The following is a 23,182-nucleotide window of genomic DNA, read 5'->3' as shown; positions in this document are numbered from 1 at the left end:
GGCGCTAGCGCCGCGTCAACTGCTCCACACAGGTTGCGACAGCCGCCACAGCGGGCAAGGCCACGATCAGCAGCCTGAACCACCGCGGGTCCGGACCTTGATCAGGCTTCCCTTCCTGCTCCTCAGGCTCTCGCTTTTCCATCCCTACTCCTTACCTGAGTGGTTCACCCGGCGAGCCGGGTACCTCGGCCGCACGTGCGTCGAGGCGCGGTGATCGGTAAGGAGTGAGACGGGCTCAGCATACCCGTCACGCCTTGCGCTTGACGGGGCGTCATTGCAGACCAATTAGAAAGCTCGCGCAGCTCAATTAATTCATTCCAGGTTCGGTTGTAGCTTCACGCCCTTCGGCTTCCACGTGTCCGAATCGGATGCGGAAATCACGTATCCGATTCGTCGGTCTGATTCGCGTCTCGCACAGCGTACACTACGACCAGCCGCAGTAGGTGTGGCTGATCGAAGGAGGAGAGCGACCGTGACGGAGGTGAGCTCCGCGGAGCGCGAGGCCATCGAGTGGGACCTCGAACCAGGTGACGTGATCGAGCGCAAGCAACTGCACGCCAAGTACGGCGGACGGACGCAGGGTGGCATCGGGCCATCAGCCAAGACGCCGAACGTGATGATCTTTACGGACCCGATCGCCGGCGAGAAGCACGGGTACTACGACGGCTGGATGCCCGATGAGCTCTTCCACTACAGCGGCGAAGGGCAATACGGAGATCAGCGCATGCTCTCCGGAAACGCCAGCATCTTGAACCATGAGGCCGAGGGGCGAGCGCTGCGGGTCTTCCAGGGAGCCCGGGGCAACGTGACCTACCTCGGCCGGTTCGCTGTGGCGGGATGGTACGAAGCGGACGCGCCGGAGACCGGAGACGGGCCGATTCGCAAGGTCATCGTCTTCAAGCTTCGCCCGCTGGACACGCCGCCCAAACACGCTGGCACGAAGCTGGGCCGGCTGCTCGCCGATCAGGAGCAACCTGTCATCGAGATCGACATTGAGCGACTAGAGACCGAGAAGACGTACGTCGACCCGAACCGCGAGCCCTACGAAGCGGAGCGTCGGGAGGGCAAGCTGGTCCTGGACTTCAGCGCCTATCTGCGCGCCAAGGGCTACCGGGTGCACCGGCAACGGATCTTGCCTGAAGGAGAGACCAGGCCTCTTCTCACGGACCTCTACGTACCGGACCTCGATCTCCTCATCGAAGCCAAGGGCAGCGTGACACGGGAGAACATGCGCATGGCGCTTGGCCAGCTCCTCGACTACAACCGCTTCGTGCGCGCGAAGTACCGAGCCGTGCTCGTGCCAAGCAAGCCTCGCGCAGACCTCATCGGGCTCGCGGAGGCTGCTGGGCAATCGATCATCTGGCCAGAGGGGAAGAGCTACAAGTGCTCAAGGCCTGACCTGCTGCCCCAAGCTTGATCACTGTGGTTGCTGTACAGCAGCGAAGTACAGCAACCACGGCAACCAACCCCAACCGGCAACGTACTCGTAGGGCCGTCGTCCGCCCGGTCTAACCGTCACCGACCGGTCCACATAGAGCTACGGATCAGAAGGCCATGTGCCCCAACTGTGCCCGATCGAGCGGAAACGGCGGGGCGTCCGGAAGTCCGGGCAAGCGAACGGCCCCCGACCAACAATCCAGGTCAGGGGTCGTTCTCACTGCTCATCGCGCGGAGGCGGTGGGACTTGAACCCACGGCGACATCGCCGCCACGACGGTTTTTACTTCGTATCCACGCAAGGACACTCAGTCCGACGGCCCCACCTATCACTAGAGGGCAATCTCAGTCCGCATCTCTCACAGCGCAGCCCGCCCTGCCGTATGTCACGCGATGGCGGGATCGTAGCTTTACCTTTTGGACGCTCAACGGGATACGACATAGCCCGGCCCCCTCATTCTGCCCTTCGGCGAGGCTATACCCGCCGGAGTTGAGATGCACGACGCACCACGACTGACCTGTCTACGCAGTGTGACAGGGCGATGAGCGGCGTGTGAGCATTTGCGACAAAACAAGAGGGCTCAATCAAAGCGAAGGCCGGCGCGACGTCCGAGCTGGGCCGTCCCTGGGCCGTCCCTGGGCCGTCCAGGGTCACCCAACACCAACCGACAACGACAGAAGCCCACGGCATCTGAGCTGGTCAGAGCCGCGGGCTTCTTCAGGTCTGCTGGTCCGCGGGAGTAGCGATCAGTAGACCGGCATGTGAACACCCCGACGGGACCGTCCTGGGGCCATGGAAGGGCGCTCGATGGTGAGCTAACGCCGACAACTGCCGGCAGCTCAGCAGCAGGTCAGAGCGTTCATTGGTTAGGCGGCCTCAGGTCACGGCCGCCGTTGATCAATTGTGGGAATGTTGAAGTGGCCCGGTCCTTTCCTCACCGCGCAACGAGCGCAGCCCGCATCGAAGTCATGAGTCCGCCCAGTTGAAGTCCCAGTTGACGACGTCGTTCGTCCCAAGCCTCTGGCGGGATCGGCGCCAATTGGGTACCCAAGCGGGCCGGAATAAGTCGAGCAAGCGGCACGTTCAGCTTCCCACGGGTCGCCTCCGCGTACCCCCACATCGAGGTCTTGTCTGTGTTCAACGCGTACCAGATGGTCAGAGGATCGACGCTGGCGCCGCCGTCATAACGTGCGGCCGCACAGCCGGTAGCCAAAGCCTCGTGTACGAGGGCGACGAACTTCGTTCGAATGCCCTCCAACACCTGTTGCTTGCGGGTGGCGGTGAGGGCGTCTTCGTACGACCGCTGTTGTCTCGCTGCGTTGATCCGAATCGTGTTGGATGTCTCCTCAGCCTCGCCACGCGCGGCCGCAGCTCCAAGACTGTCAACATCCTTCAATCCTTGCACCAAAGTGGGCGGAGTGCGGTCGGCACGTACCGCAACACTGGGCCATGCCCCATTGCCGGTAATTACCAGCGCGCTGTCGTCGGGAAGGCTTGTCCCGGCCCTGCGGGCAAGTATTTCGGACAGGACGGGGTGACCATACGTCGCCAATGCGGTCCAGCTCTCCCCATCACGCGACGCCCGCGCAGGGTCAGATGTGACGGGTCGGCCAGGCTGGTCGAGCACCGCACCGAACCGTTCGAAGAGGACCTCGCGTAGGTCTTCCAGGGTGACGGGGGAAGGGGCATGCTCCGGCAACGGCATCGCATCCTCCGAACCAAAGCCGACACCTTCCTGTCGCACAACGTCGATCTGCTCGACTAGCTCGCGGATCGCTTGCCGCTGAGCCGAGGCCCTCTCACTCCTTGGCGCCTTAAAAATCGTCTGGAAGGCACGCTCGGTGGCGCCAAGAATCGGCTGAAGCTGACCAAGCAACTGACGGAAGTCGTCGATCCGGCCGGCAAGCGCGGTATAAACGTCTTGCTCAACGGTGTTGGGTACGAAGTAGCTTCGAATGTGCACAACGTCACGTGCCTGACCGAGGCGATCCACACGACCGATGCGCTGTTCCACGCGCATTGGGTTCCATGGCATGTCGTAATTGATGAGGAAGCTGCACGCCTGAAGGTTGAGTCCTTCACTGGCCGCGTCGTTGGCCAGTAGGACGGTCACACGGCCGGAGCGCACAGCGTCGACAAGGTCACGCTTGGAGATGTCGACCCAGCCTTCGTGTTCACGGAAGACCTGCCCACCTTGTCCGGTAAAGGTGGCCAACTGTGACCGATAAGCCCCGACAAGCCTGTCCCGAAGACTGAGGAGCGTGTCTGTGTACTGGGTGAAGACGATGACTGAATGCCCCCGCCCTCGGGCGGCGTCCAGATCGGAACGCAACCGGTCGAACTTCGAGTCCGGAACGTTCTTCATTCGGTCGATATACCCCTGGATGTCTTTTATTTCGATCGGCGTCAGCGGCAGCGCCTGAGCATCATTGACGTGGTGTCCGTCTCCGGTCTCTATCCCATCGTTAAGCCCAGCGTCGCTCCACGCCTCCTCGAAGTCCTCTGCCGCCTGGTCGTCGTCGAGCGCCAACGCCTCGCGATTGAGTCGTTTTGTCAAAGTCGCCTGGATAGCAGCCCATGACGAGGTGAGACGACGACGGTAGACGGTCAATACGAAGCCGGCGCCACGCTTGCTTCCATGAGCAGACATGAGGCGGTCGATGAGGTCGTCAAGCTCGTCGTAGAGCTCCTGCTCCTCTTGAGTGAAGGGGATTATGACCGGCTGAGTGTCCCGATCTGCAAGGTTTTCCGTGAGGAGCCCGCGATCCCGGTATAGCTTCAACGTCTCACGGCTATGGCGGGTGACGAACTGACCGACAGGGCTGAGCAGAGACAGCCATTCGCGCAGAGCAGCAAGTCCGCTGGGGGTTAGCTCCTGGGCGATCTCCTCCCCTGACAAGTCGCCCGTACCGAACTTTTCGATGCGAGCGGCTGCTACCGGTCCCACCTGATTTTGGATCTTCTGCAGAACTGCTTCCTCAGCTGCGGTACGCGGTAGCCGAGGTGTATCGCGCAGCGTCTGGTCCAACCATGCCCAAGCCGTCTTGCGATCCTTCGGGCCGTCGCCCCTACCTACTTCGCGGAAGTACCTTTCGAACGCTCGCGGGCTGGCCAAGGGGCCCTGCAAGCCTACGTGGACGAGCAGGTCGCGCAGCTCGATCGGGGCAACCTGCATCGGCGTCGCGGTCAGCAACCAAAGTGCCTTGGTCGCTCCCCGTTGGGTGATGCGATCGAGCAGTTCGAGTAGGCGACCCGGGCGGTACTCATCCTCATCAATGTGGGTACGGCGAGCGTGGTGCGCCTCATCCACAACTACGAGGTCGTACGGGCCAGCGGCAAGGAGGCGTTCCTGCTCGGCCGGTCGACGCGCCAGATGACTGGAGGCAATCAGTACCGGCTCAGACTCCCACGGATTCGCCCCCGGTACGACACTCCGCACGTCTTCAGGGTGAGCACCGTAGATTTTGCCGCCCTCAAGGCGGGGAACCCATAGCCCGAACTTCTCGAAGAGCTCGTCCTGCCACTGCCGGCAGACGTTCGCGGGGGCCAAGATCAGAGCACGTCGCACGCGCTTGGATAGCAGGAGCCGACGCAACGACATGCCGGCCGAGATGGTCTTGCCGAGACCTACCTCATCGGCGAGTAGCCAGGAGCGCGGATAGAGACCGGCAAGCCGTTCAACTACCTGCTGCTGATGCGGGAAGAGCGTCAGCCCTGTAGTTGCCACTGGCAGAGCTTCTGCACCCACCAGGGCCGGAGCCACCTGCAAGTACCGAGCGACGACAGTGTCGTCACCCATCGGCTCCGGTTCTTCCGGGTCCCTCTCTCCGGGCACATCGTCCGGCGCCATGCTCAACAGGCGTTCCGCGGCCGCATCCGGGAGCGCATATACCTTGAAACCGACCATCCGGCCGGCCCAATGCTCCTCAAACTTCAGCGCCCAGTGGCTGAAGTACGTTGCCGCCTCAGTCCACGAGGGATAGACAGAGAAGGACTCGAAATTGCGGATCCATGCCTGGGCCGACTCATTGACTGACCCCTGGAAGGCAACCCCGTCTCCGGCCGCATCACGTAGGACACCGATCTTCTCGTGAAAGTACGGGTCCATGCTGCCGCCAACGAGGGGCGTTCCATCCCGGTCCACCGGAATCGCAATGCGAACGTCGAGACGCCCCACCTTGGCCAACCAGGCAAGCACCTCAAGGCGGCGTCGACCCACTTCCGACTCGGTGACCAATGCATCCGCAAGCTTCTTGGCGAAGGCCGGGCCGATCTCGGACCGCCCAAGTAGGGCGTCCCGGTCCTCCGGGCTGACCTCGGCACCGCACAGCAGCCGCACGCGTCCCCCACCGTTGATGAAACGGGACAGACCACGAGCGGCGACGCTCAGCGAAGAGGAGCGGAAGTACCCCACTGAGCGGTCGTACCGTACTGACCGCGACAGCGCCGGGACGTAAAACGACTCCAACACACGGTCACTGGAGTCATAGCCCGGCTTGAGGTCCAAGCCTCTCAGGCCGGGCGGCGTCGTGACGTTGACTTCAGACATCGAATCCGAAGGTCTGCTGCTCGTGTGCGGCAACGGGTTCCACCTCATCGGCAGGCAGCTCGATGTGGTCGAACAGTGCCGCCCGGAGGCTGTCCAGGATTCGCGCCTCCGGGCGGGCGAAAGCGCCCTTGTCCTTCACGCGCGGAATTGCGTGCAGCGCGGCGCGCACCACCTCGGTAAGGGTGGAGTCGTCAGCCAGACCGGTGCGGTTCAGCCAAGCCTTCGCTGCGCCCAGACCGTCCGAGTCGTACAGCGACATCAAAGCGTGCAGCCGGTCTAGCCAGGTCCCATATTCCGCTGCATCTGGGTCAAGCACACCGGCCGTGACACGCTGTGCCGGCGTGAGCAGAGTGACGCTGCCGCTCGACGCCTTAACCACCTTGTGCCGCTTGGCAAGATCGTCAAGCTCAAGGTGCGTTGCGATGGAAAGCTTGCGGGCTTCGTCATACGGAAATTCCGCGGCCGCGAAGTCGCTCCACGCAAGCAGATACCAGTCGGTGATGCGGTCGAAGTCGATGTCTCGGCCGCCGAGCAGGTCCCGCTTCTTTAGCGAAGCAACCTTCTCGCGGGCAAGATCGAGAGCTGCATCGGGTCGCAGCACCTCGGAGTTGCCGTCGGCGTCGAGCTGGCCGGTGTAGACCGGCCAGCGGTCAGAGAGCACAGACAGCACAGGGCCGTAGGTCGCGATCGTGAGATCGACACCGGTCATGCCCTGCGCTGCGAAACGACCAGCAGCCTCCTCGGCCGCGCGCTCAACGTCGCGGCGGATGTCGGACCAGAAGGCAGGCTCACTGCCAGCGCGCTTACGGCAGGCAAGGAAGATAGTGGACGAGGCAGCGTTCTTCTTCGCCACGTGAAGGGAGTGCTCGCTTTCAGTCTGCACAGGCCACGAGGCATCAATAGAAAACCCAGCGTCGAGCAAGGCCGCACCTAGGGTGTCCCAGGCGTCGATCCGCTTGTGCGTGAACATCACCGTGAGCACACCATCTGGCTTGAGAACGCGGTGCGCCTCCCCAAAGGACTGCTTCAGCAGCTCTTCGTACCGCTCATCTGCCAGCTGGGCGGCGGTCTTAGCACCGTCATCCTTGCGGCGTCCGCGGCGGGAAGGAGCCGCAACGTCTTTGAAGAGAGACGGGTTGGCCACGGCTTCGGCGTTCTTGTCCGTAAGGACGAGATCGGTGAACTGTGGCCATGTGTCGCGCAGCGATCTTTTGAGCCAGACGTAGAAGTAGTCCGAGATCTCCGCGTACATCACGTTGTCGTAATATGGAGGATCAGTCACTACGGCATCGATCGACGCATCTGGCAGCGGGAGAGACGTGGCCGATCCGCGAATGATACGTGCCTGGGCCCGCCGCTCCTCTTGGTCGTCGAGCGCCGCGCCTCGCTGGGTGAGATTGCACATGCCGGCATAGACACGTGCAACCTGGCTTACGGTCCATGTAAGCAGCGAATGAGCGCCATCAAATTCAGCGAATGACCATTTGTAGGCGAAGTCATGCCTATCGAATGTGTTGCGAATCTTGATCCGCGTCGCATCCCAACTACTGAGCATGCCGTTGTAATCGCACGCCTTGTCCAGCGCTAGCGCCAGGTAAAGACCAAGAGCTCGACCCCGATCATCTCCTATCTCCGAACGTGCTTCCGCTACAACATCGCGCAATTCTTCCAGTGCCGTTATATTGGCAAGCAGCTGCCTGGGGGAAAACATGTCGGACCAACGGGTTAGGCCCATCCTGCGAGGCTCGCCAGTCTTCCATCCATCAGGAATGGGATCGTTCGGAACAAGGTCTTCGATCTCCCATCCAGGCAAGCGAGTCGCAAGTTCTCGTTCCGCCATTTCAACCGCAGCGAGATCGTCCAGAGACGGAGCCCGGAACTGTCGACCCCTGACGCCATCTCGGGAAAAGGCAACTGCGAGCAACATTTGCCCGACCCGCCCCTCATTTCCCATGGCGTTGATATACTGCCCGGAAAACGTTTCACCCGTCCAGATACTTGTAGCAGTACCCCTCTTATACGTAGATCGTTCGCCCCACTGTTTTGCCTGCTCGCCCTCCACGACACGTAGCTCATAAGTGCCGGCATCTGCATCTACTTCGAGCGCAACCGCGACACTCCGGCCAGACTTCCCTCGCGCCAACCAGAAATCCGGAGACAGTGGTGTCGGCCGACCTGTTGTCGGGCACGGGACGGTGTGAGCCCAGACGTAGGCAACGATGACCTCCGCACCTTGCCGAGGGAAGTAAACCTCCAAGCGCTTGCGCACTCTTTCAGTCCAGCGACCTCCCCAGTCGCTGATAGTTTTCGCAAACTCAGGACCCATCTCTGCTGGCAATGCCACCGTCCCTTGCAGCACCGCCGTCGCAACCGGATTTAGCTCATTCGCGACCGTGTCAAATCCATATCGCGCCGCCTCAAATGGAATTGACCCGCCGCCAGAAAAGAGATCTAGGACGGCCTGAGGGGCGCTGTCCGATGTTTCACCTGAGGTGCGGATCTTGCAGAGGCGATGGATACGTTCGAGAACCGACTCCTCGGGGCTCACGGAGAATGCACGCGGGTACCCGTACCCATTTCCGACAAGCTTGATCCCCGCTTCGTTTGCGGCGTTAATCTCCTTCTTTCGAGCTACGGCATCGCCAAGGATCCCGACCGCCTTCATGTACCACGCGTGGTAGGCCTCTTGCCCCTCGGGAAATTCCTTTTCCAGAGCGGTCAAAATGCGATGGGCTGCTACATCTTCAGCAGCCTCCTCAGAGGAAGGCCAGGCTGGCAGCAGTGAAGCTACTACGGCCGCGCGACTGGCGATGAGCGGACGCCGTGCCCACCAAACGTGAAGTGCAAACGAAGGTGGCAGCGCCGTGAAAGTCGCGCGCTCTCGCACGCTCTCAACACCGAGGGGGGCCGCCGGAAGCCATTGCTCGATCAAACTACGGCTCACAGGCCGCCCTCCCATTACTCTTAGACGGCGGACATACCCGCCATCTCCTGTTGTCACTACCCACCGCTGGGACCACTCGTCTCAGGTCAGCACGAGTCGTCCCGAAGGAACCAGCATGCCACTCCGCGTCGACACGGGGAGGCCGGTCTGCGGACTCAACAGGGGACTCATGGGTGGTCGTGTTGACATCGATCAACACGCACCGACACGTGTCCTCACTGCAGCAGCGTGCCCGAGTCCGCCTTCTGTCGAGGTGCCGACGGTCAGCGTCGCTTGCCGCCATCAAGGAGGATGCGAAGCGCCTTGAGCCCGTGCCTGTGCTGCACTTGGGCGTGCCAGTACGCCGCCTCCTCCCGGCTCATTCCCGCTACGCCCTCAGCAATGTCGACGATGCGATCGGTCCGTCGGAGCGGTTTCACTGCACGCAGCAACAGTTCCGCGTGCGCACCAAGCATCGGATCGAGATCTAGCGGCTTCTGCGAAGTCCAGTCCCGGCCACGGAAGCCGGCGGCACGCAAGACGTCCTGGAGCGGGGCGGCGATGTGCGTGGCTCGACCGCCGTTCACACGGATGGCGCGGTGGCCGCCGTCGAGGTCGTCTGCGGCAACGTCGACAGCGACGATGCGCCCATCCTGATCCCGGGTAATTAGGCAGGTATACTGCTCGGCTCGGCTCATCTGTCACTCTCAGTGCGCATCAAGATTCTACACTTGGTCGGACCAGTGTCTCGCGCAGCCTGAGCAAACCGTTCCACCACATCCCCAGACAAGGGTAGCGGGTTAGCGAAAACCGCAGTTACCGATGCTTTTAGAACGGACTCGCGTGGTCCGAGTAGCTGCTTGAGGGCTTCTCGGAGCGGGGCATAGTCTCCCGGAGTGCCCAGGTAGGAGATTTTGGCCGTGTGTAGCTGGCTGTCGCCGAGGGTGACGACTACGTCTACGTCGTAAGTCAGGTCTGCGCCCAAAGTCGCCGGGGGGACGATGGAATGGAGGCGCAGTAGCTCCGGGCCACCTCCAGCGCCCAAGTGGTCGATCTCAATCTTCAGTTCCAGCAGACTCTCACGCTGAGTATCCGCTGCTGCGCTACGTGCCTGCGCGAAGGCGCTTCCAGCCGCACCAACTCCAGTAAATTCCGCGGGCTTGGCTGGTTGCAGACCTAGCTGGGTGCCGCCCGGAGAGCCGTTCAGTGTCTCATCCGGGCATCCGCGGCCAGGGTGAACGGTGTCACAGAGAGGACACGCCTGTTCAACGGGCGCAGGGGCGGAACCGGGCGGGTGCAGAAGGACGTCAGCCGCTAGGCGAATGCTGGCACCGGGGTGCTCCTTCGTCGCCCAGCCATCGTCGCCACGGTCCGGGTCTTGGTACTCCCACACTCCGTTGCGGACGCCGGCACTGATCAGGGAGACGAGTTGGGCTCGGTCGAAGACCATCTTGAGATCGGGACGCCTGGCGAATGCCTTGACCAACTCTTCGGTCGGCTGGGGCCGCTTCATCAGGTCGCCGAGCTTGTTCTTTACGTGAGCAGGGTCGATTGCTTTGTCGCCAGCACGCAGCGTCTTTTCCATTGCAGCCAAACGGTTCAAGATCGCATCAGTCTGGTTGGGCCAGACCGAAGAGGTGGTGACCTGATCAAGCTGCACCGCTTCGAGGCCCTGGCCCGTGGGCACATACAGTGCGTTCACGTGGTTGCAGACGGCGACCCTGGCCATGAGCGCAGACTCCTTGGCCTTGTCTTTGAGCTCAGCACGCTTCTCAGGCGTCAGCGCGTTGAGCGTGTCAGAACTCGTGGAGAGCTCTTCGAGCGCAAGGTGCGTCTTAACGGCACGGACCATCGCCTCATGCGTGCCCAAAGACGGCGCGAGGATCACCAGCCGGTTGCGGTACTCGCGGACTCCACCGGACGGAGTGCGCTCCCACAGCTCCTGGATCTTGGGCGGCGTTGCGCCGTGAGGGTCGATGCCTCGCGGGTCACCGAAGTCGTCCCAGTGCATGACGACAAGCCAGGCATCTTCGGCATTGTCCGGGACCTTGGCGTCGTCCCAGTGACGGCGGACCTTGAGTGTGCTGTCGCGGAACTGTTCGGTGAGGATCTTCGTCGCCTTGGTACGCGCCTTGGTCACGCTTATTTCACTCTCGGCCTCCTGGATCAGCTTGACCAGGGATGCCTCGGTCGAGAAGCGGTAGCCGCGCACATCAGCGTGCAAATACCAGCAGGCGGTCTCGAGGCCATCGAGAGCCTTCTGCAGCAGATTCGGGTCATCCCCAGGGACAAGCAAGGCTCCGAACAGCTCGGGTGGCTGCACGCCCGGCACGTCACGCGTGAGGGAGTAGAGGTAGATGGCGGTGGCCAGACGGCGTCCGTAGTGCGCACCCATCCGCTCGTCGATCCGCTCCGCGTGTGACAGTTCCCCTCCGGCCTGTGAGGCGATGTCTGCCCGAATCACAGGCTCGAACTGCGGTCGCTCCAGCCTGCTAGAGAGCTCCTCCGCGATGACCCGCTCCGCAAGATCAATGTGGTGCGGGTGAATCAAGTAGGTACGGTCAGGCTGCTGAGCCCACAGTCGACGAACAACGCGGGCAAGCAACCGTAGGGCTCCGCGGGTCCGCTGAAAGTTTGGGATCGTCGACAGACGTTTGTCCAGGATCCGGATAAGAGAGGGGTGGAACGGGTAGGTTCGCGCTACCTCTGACGCCCAGCCGCTACCGACCATGCCCTCTGGCAGATCCAGACCACTGGCATGTGCAGAGTCGGCGGCCTCTGCGTAAGCCTCGGCCGCCGCAGCAGCAGCGCTTCCGCTCTCGAGTTGCTTAAAGAGACGACGCGAGAGGATCTTCGGAAGATCAGGTTCCTCACTGGGCCGGAGAACTAGCTCCTTACGCGCCATGAGTGAACGAGCCTCGTTGATGGCCTCCAGGACATCGCTGGTCGCCTCGCCGAACGCGTCAGTCACCCCGGTAGTGGTGATGACCAGTGCGGCGTGGGGCAGACTGTCGACCGCCTCCATGAGCGCCATTAGGAAGGCCGTGGTCTGACTGGCCAGCGTGGTCTCGCCGACGCGCACACCCTTGGCGACGTGGTAGTAGCGAGCAATCTCATCGATGAGGAGTAGCGACGGGCGGTCTCCAAGCATCCGCTTAATCGCATCGGATCCAGGAGCAGTCAGCGCCTCGTCATCCGCTCGAACGAGCTCGTACCCAGCAACTCCACCAACCTGAAGGGCGAGGTACCCCCAAACCGTACGCGGCGTGATACCCGCGACCTCGGGAAAACTTTGCGCACCTGTGCTTGTGCCGACGAATGCCCCTACCTGATCCACCGGTTGAGTCGGGAGGAGCGAGGCATCCATGAACTCAGTCGCGCGCCCTGCATCGAGTCGCCCTCGCGCTGCATGGAACAGGGCGATGAGGTTGTGAGTCTTACCGCCGCCGAGGTTGGTCTCCAACCGAATGACGCTGGCACCGTCCGGCTTACCACCACCGATACGGCCCAAGACCTCATTGAGCAACGACTTCAGACCGGCCGATGGGAAGGTCGCCGCGAAGAAGTGTCCTGCGTCAGCATACGTGTCCGGCGCCGTACCTGCGATGACCTCCTCGAGCGACGCGGCGAAGCGTGACTCTGTGAGTTCGCCTGCCAGCACGTCATCGCGCGGCTCGACTAGTTCAAACAGACTCTCCACGTTCCTCCCCTTCGCCACTTGCCCCACACAGTATCCGTGAGATGGCGCTGAGGGCTCAATGTGTCCTGATCGAGAACGGACTCGCGCGGCCTGCGCCGAGCAACCTGGCCCAGCACCGAGCTCTCCAGACGAGCGTCGTCACACAACGCAAGAAGAGAACCACGCTCTGCGGTCAGGGGCTCTCAGGGTCACGAACTGTCCTGGATGCAGTGCCAACCTCGAGGGCGCCCCAGTGGTCACTGCGGCACGGCGGATTCGCACGCCAGCATTCACAGCCCTGCTTCTGGGTTCACCCCAGCCGGCGGTGTTGCCCTGGCCGTGTAAGGCGAGCCAGCATCCCGGACTCAACCGCCACCGAGGCTCGCAACCATCCGATCGTCCAACGTCTCTGCGACAGATAAGGGGCGCCACAGCACCTGGCGAGCCCGACGGCCAGGCTGCCGGCGCCCTGGTCTCAGGGGGCTCAGCCGTCGCGACTCGAGTTAGTCCTGGACGGCGGCCGGTCCACGGATGGTCCGCGGACCATCTGTGGACCATCCGTGGACCGGAGAAGGATGGCCTTCCACCTCCGAGGCTCTGAGCTGCTAAAACGCATTAGGCCCACTCGGCCTCCGGAGCCGTGTGCGCAGGTTCGAATCCTGCCGGGGGCACCCTGTATGAGGTGCCCAAAGACCCTGTCACCAGCGGAAACGCTGAAGGCGGGGTCTTCACGTATGTGCAGGCGTGGGCCGTCCGGAGCGGCCGTGTGTCGGGGTCCGGGGGCAGGATCTTGGGGCATCGCCGCAGGTGGGGCGGTTCAGTCCGGTCGATCAGTGGGCAGGGCCCGTCTCACGGCCGCCCTCAGTCCCGCTGTCTCGTGCCGACGCCTCTGCTCCCCAGTCCCACAGAGCCTGGAGGACAGGGCCGAGGCGGTGTCCGCTCGGGGTGAGCGTGTAGCGCACTCGCGGCGGCCAGCCCGGACGACGGTCGCGCTCGACGACTCCGGCCTCGGCGAGCTGTGCCAGGCGGTCGGACAGCACCTTGTCCGACAGTGCGGGCAGGGTCGTGCGCAGTTCGCTGTAGGAGCGGTCGCCGCGTAGTAGTTCGCGAACCACCAGGGTCGTCCAGCGGCCGTGCAGTGCCGACAGCGTGATCTCCACCGGGCACTCGGGGGTGGGTGCGGTGGCGTTCGCGCGCGGGTCGTCGGGGAGTCCTGCCGGGTGGCCAACCGTTCGGTGAGTCACGGGATCGCCTCCTAACGTGTGGGGCACTTCGATTCTCCCGGCCCGGAAGGACGTCTGTCGATCATGCGAGCCTTGGCCGATCGGCCCGAAGAGGTGCCCGCCGTGTTCGCCGAACGGTTCAACAGCGGCGACGCCGCCGCGCTGGCGCAGGTCTACGAGGAGGCGGCGGTGCTGGTCCCGCAGCCGGGAACGCCGGCGACCGGCCCGGACCTGCACGCCGCGAACGGCCGTCTGCAGAAGCTCGGAGTTCCCATCCTGGTCCGTCCGCGGCATGTGTACCGCAGCGGAGACGTGGCGCTGCTGATCGTCGACTGGGTCATCGACGGGACCGGTCGGGAGGGGCAGGCCGTGCACGTCGAGGGCACTGCCACCGACGTCGCCCGGCGGGGTCGGGACGGCCGTTGGCGGTATGTCATCGACAACCCCTTCGGCACCCGTGCACAGCAGCTCCCGACCGGGGACACAGTGGAACCGGATCTCTGAGCGAGCACACCTGGGAAACACCTAGGCCCCTGGTGGAGGCCAGGGGCCTCGGGCAGGGTCGGGTGCTCCCGGTCGTGCTCGCGGAGCAGGTCCTCGATGCGACGGTCGGCGACGTCCTGCCGTCCGTCGAGGCACTTGGCGTAGCGGGGCGGCAGGTCCTCGACGCTGTTGCCGGCGTGCTCGGCCGCCTCGGTCGGGTCGACCACCGCATCGGCCAGTCGGTCATCCGGTCACTGGCTGGCTACGGCCGATGGCCTTGGAATCGGTCATCCGGGCGCCTCGCCCGGGGCGATCAGTCCCGTCTCGTAGGCGAAGACGACGGCCTGGACGCGGTCGCGCAGGTCCAGTTTCGACAGGATGCGGCCGACGTGGCTCTTGACCGTGGTCGGGCTGAGGAACAGCCGGGAGGCGAGTTCGGTGTTGCTGAGGCCCGTCGCGAGCAGGCGGAGCACCTCGAGCTCGCGCGGGGTCAGGCCGGACAGGTCGCGGTGCGGGGCGGTGGTCCGCGGTGCGTCGTGAGGGGCGAAGCGCTCGATCAGCCGACGGGTGATCGTGGGCGCGAGAAGGGCGTCGCCGGTCCGTACCAGGCGCAAGGCGGAGACCAGGTGTTCCGGGCTGACGTCCTTGAGCAGGAAGCCGCTGGCGCCGGCCGTGAGCGCGGCGTAGACGTAGTGGTCGAGGTCGTACGTGGTGAGGATGACGACCCGTGTTCCGGCCAGGTCGGTGTCGCCGATGATGCGCCTGGTGGCCTCGATGCCGTCCATCTGCGGCATCCGGATGTCCATGAGGACGACGTCGGGCCGCGTACGGCGGACCGCTGCGACGGCCTCGGCCCCGTCGGCGGCCTCGGCCGTCACGTCGATGCCGTCCGCCGCCAGGATCATCTTGAAACCGGTGCGTACGAGGGCCTGGTCGTCGGCGATGACGGCGCGCAGGGGTGGCCGGTCCTCGGTCATGCCGCGCTCCGGGGGATGCGGGCCGTCACCCGGTAGCCGCCGTCCGGCATCGGTCCGGCCGTCAGCTCGCCCCCGTAGACGGCCAGCCGTTCGCGCAGCCCCATGTGACCACGGCCGTTGCCCTGTACCGGTGGATGGTCCTCGGCGCCGCCGGTGTCCGTGATCTCGATCTCCAGGCAGGTGTCGGTGTAGCCGATGGCGACGGACGCCCGCGCACCGCGCGCGTGTTTGATGGTGTTGGTAAGCGCCTCCTGCACGACGCGGTACGCCGCGAGGTCCACTCCCGGTGGCAGCGGGTCCGGCGGCAGCGACACCCCGACGCTCACGGGCGTGCCGGCGGCGCGTACCCGTGCGACGAGCGCGTCGAGCCGTGCGAGTCCCGGCTGGGGCTCCAGGCCGTCGGGTTTCTCGTGGTCGGGGGCGGTTAGCAGGCCCATCACGTGGCGGAGTTCGGTCATGGCGGCCCGACCGCCCGCCTCGACGGCCAGCAGTGCCTCCTTCGACTGCTCGGGCGCCGTGTCCATCACCTTGCGAGCCGCGCCGGCCTGGATCACCATCACGCTCACATTGTGGGTCACGACGTCGTGCAGTTCGGCGGCGATGCGGGCGCGTTCCTCCTCGACGGCGCGGCGCGTGGCCTCCTCCTGGGCGGCCTGCAGTTCCGTCACGCGGTCCCGGCTGGACGCCAGCCGCAGTTGCAGGAAGCGGACGAAGCTGGCCAGCATCCCCGCCACCAGGAGCACGAATCCCGGGCTGGACCATCCCGGGAGCAGGGGTTCGGCGTTGCGGAAAGCGAAACCGGACAGCGCGGCGGCGATCACCAGGACGACGATCGCCACTGTCCGGTGACGGCTGTGCACGACGGCGCTGTAGGCGCCCATGACGCAGGCCAGGACGGTGATCCAGGAGGCGGAGCCGCCGATGGCCAGTGCCGCGCCCAGCACCACCACGAACATGGTCAGCGGATACCGGCGCCGGGCTGCCAGCGGCAGCGTCGACAGGACGACCAGGGCCCAGGGCACGGGGGAGGGTTCCTCCTCCACGGGCACCTCGTCGGGGCCGGGCGGTGGGGGCGGGGCCGGGACCCCGGTCCCGACGTCCACCGCAGGGGGGTCGGTGTTCACCGGCCCCCCGCCGGGGTAGCGCACCGCCACGAACAGGGCGAGGACGGTCAGTACGAGCGCCAGCGCCACATCGGCGCGCACCGCTCGCCGGGACGGCGGGGCGGCCTTCTCCTCCGGGCGCAGCGCGTCGAGGAGTTGCCGATGCCGGCGACTCCGGTCTTCCGTCTCCATCCGTGCATTGTGCTGCGCCGTCCGCCCGGTCCGCGTCCACCTGTCCGGTCAGAGCACTGTCCTGGAGGCCTACTCCTCGGGGACGACTCCGCGGCGGTTCCTCCGCGGGAAGGACCCGATGTCGGTTCCGCGGCCGACGCGCCCCGTACGCGGCGCCCCTAGGTTCGCAGGGCCGGCAACGACATGTACCTCTCGCGACCGCAAGGACGGACGACCGACATGCATCAAGTGATCGAACTGGAGGGTGTGGCGAAGCGCTACGACAACGCCGGCGCGCCGGCGCTCGGACCGCTCACGCTCAGCGTCGCCAGGGGTGAGGCCGTTGCCGTCACGGGCCCTTCCGGCAGCGGCAAGTCCACGCTGCTGAACCTTGTCGCCGGCCTGGACAAGCCGACCGAAGGCGCCGTGGTCGTGGCCGGGCGACGGATCGACCGGTTGAGCGAGCACGCCCTCGCCAAGTTCCGTCGCGAGCACATCGGCATGGCCTTCCAGTTCTTCAATCTTCTCGACGATCTCACCGTCACCGACAACATCCAGCTCCCGGCCCAGCTGGCCGGGGTCGGTCGGCGCAAGGCCGCGGCCCGCGCGGGTGAGCTCATGGAGATGCTGGGCATCCTGGAGCACGCCCGCGCCTACCCGGGCCGACTGTCCGGAGGTGAGCGCCAACGGGTGGCGGTCGCCCGGGCGTTGGTCAACCGGCCCGCGCTGCTGCTCGCCGACGAGCCCACCGGTGCGCTCGACACCGCCTCGGGGCACGACGTCCGCGATCTGCTGATGGATCTGCACCGTGCCGGACAGACCGTCGTGCTGGTGACGCACGACCTGTCGCTGGCGAAGGCGTGCGCGAGCCGCACCGTTCACCTGGTCGACGGCCGCGTCGCCCTCGACTCCTCCGCGCGGGCCGTCCGATGAGCCCGTTCGGTACCGGTGCGCTGGGCCGGGTCGTACGTTCCGGCGTCGGCCGACGGCGGGTGCAGACCGTGGTGATCGCGGTGGCCACGATGATGGCCGTGGCCTCGGCCGTGGTCGCCGGGTCGCTGATGGTCGCCGCGGCCGCGCCCTTCGACACGGCCTTCGAGAAGCAGCGGGGCTCTCACATCACCGCGCAGTTCGATCCGGCCGGGGCGAGTGCGGCGCAGTTGGCGAGGACGGGGAAGCTGCCCGGCGTCGCCGCGAGCGCGGGACCGTACCCGTCCACGACGGTCCGCCCGGTGGACCGGTCGGGCTTCCGGCTGCCGACGCTGGTCCTGGTGGGGCGGTCCGGCCCCGGCGGCGCCGTGGACCGGGTGGAGCTGAAGGCGGGCCGGTGGGCGCAGAAGCCCGGGGAGATCGTGCTCGACGCGTCGTTCGAGGGGCCCGTCATCGGGATCGGCACTCCTGTGAGGACGTCGGACGCCGAGGACGCCCCGGCCCTTTCGGTCGTCGGCTTCGCCGTGTCGGTCAGCGAGACCGCCGACGCCTGGGCGGTGCCCGCGCAGGTCGACGCGCTGGGCTCGGAGGGCGCCCCGGTCTCGAGTCAGATGCTCTACCGCTTCGACTCCGCGAGCACGAGGCAGCAGATCCTCGCCGGCCGGGAGAAGCTCGCCGCCTCCGTGGGGCCCGGAGCGCTTCTGGGGACCCAGTCCTGGCTGGACACCAAGCGCGCCGCCGATCAGGGCGCGGCGGCGACCGTCCCGTTCGTGACGGCCTTCGGCGTGCTCGGCATCGCGATGTCGGTGATCATCGTCAGCAGCGTGATCAGCGGCGCGGTCGGCACCGGCCTGCGCAGGATCGGCATCCTCAAGGCCATCGGCTTCACTCCGCGCGAGGTCGTACGCGCCTACACGGCCCAGGCGATGATCCCGGCCGCCGTCGGCATCGCCCTGGGCGTCGTCCTGGGCAACCTCCTGGCGGTGCCGCTGTTGTCCGACACCGAGTCGGTGTACGGCGGCGTGTCGCTCTCGGTGGCCTGGTGGGTGGACGTCGCCGTGCCGGCCGCCGCCCTGGTCGTCGTGGGGCTCGCGGCGCTGGTCCCCGCCTTGCGGGCCGGCAGGCTGCGCACGGTCGAGGCCATCGCGGTCGGCCGGGCGCCGCGCACGGGGCGCGGCCAGTGGGCCCACCGGGCGATGGGGAGGCTGCCGCTGCCGCGGCCGGTGACCTACGGTCTCGCCACCCCCTTCACCCATCCGGTGCGTACCCTCGCGATGCTGCTCGCGGTGGCGTTCGGCACCGTCGCGGCGACGTTCGCGGTGGGGCTGACCTCGTCCCTGAACGCGATCGGCTCCTCGCAGGACCCCGAGAACCGTGCCGCGGTCACGGTCACGACGACCAGGGCCATCGAGGTCGCTCCCCCGCCGCCGCCTCCCGTGGGGGGCGACGCGGGAGATCCTCCTCCCGTGGGGAACGGCGCCGCGAGCACGTCCGAGAGGCCCGAGGCCGCCGACCCGGCGGAGGTGCGGTCCGCCATCACGTCGCAGCCGGGCACGGAGTCCTACTACGGCAAGACCCGGACCGAGGTCGCCGTGGCCGGGGTCTCGGGATCGGTCCGGGCCAGCCTCTACGAGGGTGATTCGCGCCCCGGCGGTTACGAGCTGCTCTCCGGGCACTGGATCACCGGCGAGGGACAGGTCGTGGTGCCCTCGCGTTTCCTGGAAAGGACCAGCACCCGGCTCGGTGACACGGTGCGGGTGACCCATGGGAAGGAGACCGTGAACCTGCGGATCGTGGGCGAGTCCTTCGACACGTCGGGCAGCCGGCTGGAGATCCACGCGGACATGGCCGACTTCGCGTCGGCCGAGCCCAGCACCTTCCTCGTCGAGACGAAGGCCGGCGTCTCCGCCGACGAGTACGCCCGGCAGGTCGCCGCGGTCGTACGGCCGCTGGGGGGCGACGCCACGACCGGCTCCGAGTCGGGGCAGGACGGCGTCATCCTCGTCATGGCCGCGACGGCGGTGCTGCTCACCCTCATGCTGGTCGTCGTGGCCGGTCTCGGGGTACTCAACTCCGTGGTCCTCGACACCCGGGAACGCATCCACGACCTGGGCGTCTGCAAGGCGATCGGCATGTCGCCGCGGCAGGTCCTGAGCCTCGTGCTCGCCTCGGTGGCCGTGATCGGCGTGACCGGCGGGCTGCTCGGCGTCCCCGCGGGGTACGCGCTGCACCACGTCGTCATGCCGGTGATGGGGCGTGCCGTGGGCACCGGCCTGCCGCCGCTCGTCCTCGATGTGTACGGGCCCTTCCGGCTGCTCCTGCTGGGGCTCGGCGGAGTCGTGATCGCGATGCTGGGCGCGCTGGTCCCGGCAGGCTGGGCCGCCAGGGCGCGTACGGCCACGGCGCTGCGCACCGAGTAGCGTCCGGCGGAGCGCGACCCGCGGGGGCGGATCCGCCGAGGTCCGCGGGGTCGGTGGGCCGGGTGTGGACGGAGTCCTGGGGATTGCCGCAGGTGAGATGGTCGGTCGGCTGGCCGGTCGGTCGGCGAAGAGAGCTTGTCGCACGGCTGCTCCCGGTTCCGCCGTCGCGTGCCGAGGTCTCCGCCCCCGGTCCCGCGGAGTCCGGACGGCAGGGCCGAGGCGGTGTCCACTCGGGGCGAGTGCGCAGCCCACTCGCGGTGGCCGGCCCGGTCGACGGTCGTGCTCGACGACTCCGGTTCCGCCGACCGGCCCTGCTGACCGCTCCGCCGCGTCAACCGCCGTGACGGAAAGAGAGGCCCGCGACCACGGATGTTCCGCGTGTGGGACGGGGGCGGACGGTCCAGGCGGCGGCGAGGCGGTCGACGAGGAGCAGGCCCCGGCCGTTCTCGGAGTCCGCGCCCGGGTGGGCCAGTACGGGCTTTCCGGTGCCGGGGTCGGAGACGGCGAGCCAGTAGTGTCCGTCGGCGGGCCACAGCACGATTTCGATGAGGTCCTCGTCCTCCCGGCGGACCCCGTGGCGGATGGCGTTGGTGACCAGTTCGGAGGTCAGCAGGCCCAGGTCGTCGCCCAGGTGCGGGCGGAGGACGTGCGGCAGCGATTCGGCGACGGCACGGCGGGCCCTCCGTACGGAGGCGGGGTGGGCGGGGAAGTGCCAGTGGACGGGTACCAGGGGGATTTCGGGCATGGCGAACTCCAGTTCCGTATCGGGGGTTTGAGGTCGCCGGTGGCCTACCGCCCTGGTCGCGGGCGCACCCGTCCCAGGGCAGGCGGGCATGCTCGCGCGGTGCACTTCCGGCATCGCGTTGTGTAACTTGCGCGATACTGACAGTAGAGCAGCCGGTGGTAAATTTCCCACGCACTCAAGAGAATTCACCACGGAGAGGTAGGCGGCCTTCGAGTGGCGCCGAGCGACCCCTGCTCCGGATGGAAGGAATCCCGATGCCCCCGAGGACGACCCCCACAGAACGACAGAAGCGGCTGGGAAGCGAGCTGCGGCGCATCCGTACTGCGTCAGGGATGTCCGCAGAGTTCGCGGCGGGCTTGCTGGGCGTGGACCGGGGCAAGATCTCCAACATCGAGTCCGGAGTCCGGGGTATCAGCGCCGACCGCCTGCGCACATTGGCCTGCAACTGTGATGTGACCGATGAGACGTACATCGAGGCGCTCGTCGAGATGGCTCAGACGAGTACGGGCTGGTGGGAGCGCTACCGAGGCATCCTTCCCCAAGGCTTGCTGGACATCGCGGAGATGGAGAGCCACGCGGTGCGCATGCGCGGCGCCAACACCGTGCACGTGCCCGGCCTGCTCCAGACCTCGGAACAGGCGATGGCCATCTTCCGGGCTGCGGTTCCCGCCTTGCCCGAGCACGAGGTTGCTCTACGAGTTGCGCTGCGTGCCGAACGCCAGCAGGTGATCACCGGTGACAGGGCGGTCCCGTACGTTGCGGTCATCCACGAGGCGGCACTCCGGATGCAGTTCGGCGGTACCGACGTGGCCCGCGCCCAGTTGGAGTACCTGCTGGAGGTCTCTGAACGGGACAACGTCACCGTGCTCGTTCTGCCCTTCTCCCACGGTGCCTTCCCTGGTGCCGGGCAGACGGTCGTCCACATCGAAGGGCCCGTCCCGCAGCTCGACACGGTGCAGGTGGACAGCTCCCACGGACCCACCTTCCTCCACGCCGAAGGTCAGTTGGCGAAATACCGGGCGCAACTCGATCTGTTGGAAAGTCTGGCTCTGCCGCCAGAGCAGTCCAGAGACTTCGTTCGTGACATCTCACGCCGACTATGAGGAGTACCGATGCCCGACATCATCTGGGAAGCCCCGTTCTGCGCCGAGGGCAGCTCCTGCTTCCGTCTCGGTACCGATGCCGACGGCAACGGGTACATAGCTGTCGCCGGTCAGGAGGAGAGCCCTCTCACCGACTCCCTCGAAGCCCTGCGCACCCTCATCACCGACATCAAGGCCGGCAAGGCCGATCACCTGCTGTAGGCCCGCAGCGCGCCGTCACCGAGTGACACGGCAGACATCAAGCGTTGCTGATCGACTTCCCCGAGGGGGTCAGCTTCCGGCATCTGCAGACCACCCGTGGACAGGCCCGGTCAGGCGATCCCAGCGCCCCCGGCTCAGCGGCCTGGGGCTTCGTCGTTGCTCCACGGAAAATCCCGTGCCGGTACGGTGCGCGGCTCACTAGCGTGAGCCCGTGAGCGAAGACATGTGGGCGGGAGTGCGGGAGCGGGTGCTTCGGCTTGCCGAACACCCCGGAGCGGGCCGGATCTTCGGGGCACGGGGGCATGGTTTCCGCCTCGGTCCGGTCATGGGCGAAGAACAGATACGAGCGTTGGAAGCGGACCTGGGCACCGGTCTGCCGGCGCAGTACCGGAGCTTCTTGCTCCACGTCGGAGCGGGGGGAGCCGGGCCCGACTACGGTCTGATGACACCGACCGGGGGCGACGGTGGGTGGCAGTGGCGCGGCGTCGGACTCGCCTTCCCCGCACAGCCGACCACCGCCGAGTTCGCCGGACGTCCCTTCGTAGCCGAGGCGTTGCGAAGCGAGTTCGCCGCGGTCGAGGCACAGGAGCCCACGCCGGACGCCTTCGCGACCGACGAGGAGTTCAGTCGCGCGTACGCGGCCTGGGACGCACGCTACGAAAAGCTGTACGACGCGCAGGAGGCGGGGGTGGTGTTCCTCAGCGAGCAGGGATGCGGTTACGCGTCGCTGTTGGTGATGACGGGCCCGCACCGAGGCGCCGTCTGGGAGGATCTGAGACCGGCGGACCGAGGGATCGAGCCGACCGGGTACGACTTCGCGCACTGGTACCGAAGGTGGCTCGAGCGCACCGAGCGACAGCTCGGGACCTGACAGGGTGAGGACGATGCAGTACTGCGAACGCCATGAAATGCACAACTGCGCCGACTGCGGCGCTCCGCGCACACCTCGCGGCGGCGCACCTGCCACCGTCGAATGGGACGGCTGGCCGGCGGCCTCGATCATCATTCACGCCAGCGGCAAGGCCCACCTTCCGGGCTGCACGCACATCGTCCCGGCAGACATCCGGCCGCCCCGCTACGGCTGGGTGCTCACCCCCTCACCCGGAGCGTGGCGTCGTCTCGCTCCCTCCAGCCCGCTCCGCGCCACCGAGGGCAACACCGAGCGGGCGGCCGTGAGCCGCTGCGAGGACTGCGACGCGACGCAGTAGGGGCGCTCTTCGGTGCGCGGCACCCGGCCG

Annotated in this window: 16 protein-coding genes and 1 tRNA gene; 9 read left to right on the top strand and 8 right to left on the bottom strand. The window is 66.2% G+C overall.

The window, feature by feature from the left end:
- The first annotated feature begins 472 nt into the window (after positions 1-472).
- Positions 473-1,417 (top strand): SRA domain-containing endonuclease, encoded by a 945-nt coding sequence (locus ACZ8ZB_RS23180; protein WP_470739574.1) that lies wholly within the window; start codon positions 473-475, stop codon positions 1,415-1,417.
- Positions 1,418-2,371: 954 nt separating this feature from the next.
- Here ACZ8ZB_RS23180 and ACZ8ZB_RS23175 read toward each other — a convergent pair.
- The 4 genes from ACZ8ZB_RS23175 to ACZ8ZB_RS23160 all read right to left on the bottom strand — a co-directional run bounded on the left by ACZ8ZB_RS23175 (position 2,372) and on the right by ACZ8ZB_RS23160 (position 12,609).
- A complete protein-coding gene (locus ACZ8ZB_RS23175; RefSeq protein ID WP_470739573.1) occupies positions 2,372-5,986 on the bottom strand; it encodes a DEAD/DEAH box helicase in 3,615 nt (1,204 codons plus the stop codon).
- On the bottom strand, positions 5,979-8,930 hold the full coding sequence (locus ACZ8ZB_RS23170) for a DUF1156 domain-containing protein (RefSeq protein WP_470739572.1): 2,952 nt from the start codon (positions 8,928-8,930) through the stop codon (positions 5,979-5,981). The genes ACZ8ZB_RS23175 and ACZ8ZB_RS23170 overlap by 8 nt, the downstream gene beginning before the upstream one ends.
- A gap of 263 nt (positions 8,931-9,193) precedes the next feature.
- Positions 9,194-9,607 (bottom strand): DUF7680 family protein, encoded by a 414-nt coding sequence (locus tag ACZ8ZB_RS23165; RefSeq protein WP_470739571.1) that lies wholly within the window; start codon positions 9,605-9,607, stop codon positions 9,194-9,196.
- Positions 9,604-12,609 (bottom strand): DUF499 domain-containing protein, encoded by a 3,006-nt coding sequence (locus ACZ8ZB_RS23160; protein WP_470739570.1) that lies wholly within the window; start codon positions 12,607-12,609, stop codon positions 9,604-9,606. The genes ACZ8ZB_RS23165 and ACZ8ZB_RS23160 overlap by 4 nt, the downstream gene beginning before the upstream one ends.
- 565 nt (positions 12,610-13,174) lie before the next feature.
- Here ACZ8ZB_RS23160 and ACZ8ZB_RS23155 point away from each other — a divergent pair.
- A tRNA-Arg gene (locus tag ACZ8ZB_RS23155) sits at positions 13,175-13,259 on the top strand.
- A 159-nt stretch (positions 13,260-13,418) separates the two neighbouring features.
- Here ACZ8ZB_RS23155 and ACZ8ZB_RS23150 read toward each other — a convergent pair.
- Positions 13,419-13,832 carry a winged helix-turn-helix transcriptional regulator gene (locus ACZ8ZB_RS23150; protein ID WP_470739569.1) on the bottom strand — a complete coding sequence of 138 codons (414 nt, stop codon included), beginning with the start codon at positions 13,830-13,832 and terminating at the stop codon, positions 13,419-13,421.
- Positions 13,833-13,895: 63 nt separating this feature from the next.
- On the opposite strand from ACZ8ZB_RS23150, the gene ACZ8ZB_RS23145 reads away from it, so the two are divergent.
- A complete protein-coding gene (locus ACZ8ZB_RS23145) occupies positions 13,896-14,315 on the top strand; it encodes a YybH family protein (RefSeq protein ID WP_470739568.1) in 420 nt (139 codons plus the stop codon).
- Positions 14,316-14,581: 266 nt separating this feature from the next.
- Here the strand turns inward: ACZ8ZB_RS23145 and ACZ8ZB_RS23140 are convergent, their stop codons facing one another.
- A complete protein-coding gene (locus ACZ8ZB_RS23140) occupies positions 14,582-15,271 on the bottom strand; it encodes a response regulator (protein WP_470739567.1) in 690 nt (229 codons plus the stop codon).
- Positions 15,268-16,566 (bottom strand): sensor histidine kinase, encoded by a 1,299-nt coding sequence (locus tag ACZ8ZB_RS23135; RefSeq protein WP_470739566.1) that lies wholly within the window; start codon positions 16,564-16,566, stop codon positions 15,268-15,270. The genes ACZ8ZB_RS23140 and ACZ8ZB_RS23135 overlap by 4 nt, the downstream gene beginning before the upstream one ends.
- A gap of 219 nt (positions 16,567-16,785) precedes the next feature.
- Here ACZ8ZB_RS23135 and ACZ8ZB_RS23130 point away from each other — a divergent pair, with 219 nt between their 5' ends.
- Positions 16,786-17,478: an ABC transporter ATP-binding protein gene (locus ACZ8ZB_RS23130; protein WP_470739565.1), complete on the top strand. Its 693-nt coding sequence runs from the start codon at positions 16,786-16,788 to the stop codon at positions 17,476-17,478.
- Complete coding sequence (locus ACZ8ZB_RS23125) at positions 17,475-19,895, top strand: ABC transporter permease (RefSeq protein WP_470739564.1); 2,421 nt, start codon at positions 17,475-17,477, stop codon at positions 19,893-19,895. Before ACZ8ZB_RS23130 ends, ACZ8ZB_RS23125 begins: the two co-directional genes overlap by 4 nt.
- Before the next feature lie 331 nt (positions 19,896-20,226).
- Here the strand turns inward: ACZ8ZB_RS23125 and ACZ8ZB_RS23120 are convergent, their stop codons facing one another.
- Entirely contained in the window at positions 20,227-20,640 is a 414-nt protein-coding gene (locus ACZ8ZB_RS23120) for an ATP-binding protein (RefSeq protein ID WP_470739563.1), read from the bottom strand.
- Between the two features lie 254 nt (positions 20,641-20,894).
- Here ACZ8ZB_RS23120 and ACZ8ZB_RS23115 point away from each other — a divergent pair, with 254 nt between their 5' ends.
- From ACZ8ZB_RS23115 to ACZ8ZB_RS23100, 4 genes are all read left to right on the top strand, one after another.
- The gene (locus ACZ8ZB_RS23115) at positions 20,895-21,743 is read left to right on the top strand and encodes a helix-turn-helix domain-containing protein (protein ID WP_470739562.1); all 849 of its coding nucleotides are present in this window, start codon (positions 20,895-20,897) and stop codon (positions 21,741-21,743) included.
- A 9-nt stretch (positions 21,744-21,752) separates the two neighbouring features.
- Positions 21,753-21,944 (top strand): hypothetical protein, encoded by a 192-nt coding sequence (locus ACZ8ZB_RS23110; RefSeq protein WP_391789818.1) that lies wholly within the window; start codon positions 21,753-21,755, stop codon positions 21,942-21,944.
- Positions 21,945-22,155: 211 nt separating this feature from the next.
- A complete protein-coding gene (locus ACZ8ZB_RS23105; RefSeq protein WP_470739561.1) occupies positions 22,156-22,815 on the top strand; it encodes an SMI1/KNR4 family protein in 660 nt (219 codons plus the stop codon).
- Positions 22,816-22,828: 13 nt separating this feature from the next.
- On the top strand, positions 22,829-23,152 hold the full coding sequence (locus ACZ8ZB_RS23100) for a hypothetical protein (RefSeq protein WP_470739560.1): 324 nt from the start codon (positions 22,829-22,831) through the stop codon (positions 23,150-23,152).
- Positions 23,153-23,182 lie beyond the last annotated feature (30 nt).

Source organism: Streptomyces sp. 12E (assembly GCF_055633275.1).
This window is presented reverse-complemented; position numbering and strand designations above follow the sequence as displayed.

What these genes read in the sequence shown, in the direction of transcription:
- ACZ8ZB_RS23175 (WP_470739573.1), bottom strand. Translation starts at nt 5,986, where the DNA reads ATGTCTGAAGTCAACGTCACGACGCCGCCCGGCCTGAGAGGCTTGGAC.
- ACZ8ZB_RS23165 (WP_470739571.1), bottom strand. Translation starts at nt 9,607, where the DNA reads ATGAGCCGAGCCGAGCAGTATACCTGCCTAATTACCCGGGATCAGGAT.
- ACZ8ZB_RS23145 (WP_470739568.1), top strand. Translation starts at nt 13,896, where the DNA reads ATGCGAGCCTTGGCCGATCGGCCCGAAGAGGTGCCCGCCGTGTTCGCC.
- ACZ8ZB_RS23140 (WP_470739567.1), bottom strand. Translation starts at nt 15,271, where the DNA reads ATGACCGAGGACCGGCCACCCCTGCGCGCCGTCATCGCCGACGACCAG.
- ACZ8ZB_RS23135 (WP_470739566.1), bottom strand. Translation starts at nt 16,566, where the DNA reads ATGGAGACGGAAGACCGGAGTCGCCGGCATCGGCAACTCCTCGACGCG.
- ACZ8ZB_RS23130 (WP_470739565.1), top strand. Translation starts at nt 16,786, where the DNA reads ATGCATCAAGTGATCGAACTGGAGGGTGTGGCGAAGCGCTACGACAAC.
- ACZ8ZB_RS23125 (WP_470739564.1), top strand. Translation starts at nt 17,475, where the DNA reads ATGAGCCCGTTCGGTACCGGTGCGCTGGGCCGGGTCGTACGTTCCGGC.
- ACZ8ZB_RS23120 (WP_470739563.1), bottom strand. Translation starts at nt 20,640, where the DNA reads ATGCCCGAAATCCCCCTGGTACCCGTCCACTGGCACTTCCCCGCCCAC.
- ACZ8ZB_RS23115 (WP_470739562.1), top strand. Translation starts at nt 20,895, where the DNA reads ATGCCCCCGAGGACGACCCCCACAGAACGACAGAAGCGGCTGGGAAGC.
- ACZ8ZB_RS23110 (WP_391789818.1), top strand. Translation starts at nt 21,753, where the DNA reads ATGCCCGACATCATCTGGGAAGCCCCGTTCTGCGCCGAGGGCAGCTCC.
- ACZ8ZB_RS23100 (WP_470739560.1), top strand. Translation starts at nt 22,829, where the DNA reads ATGCAGTACTGCGAACGCCATGAAATGCACAACTGCGCCGACTGCGGC.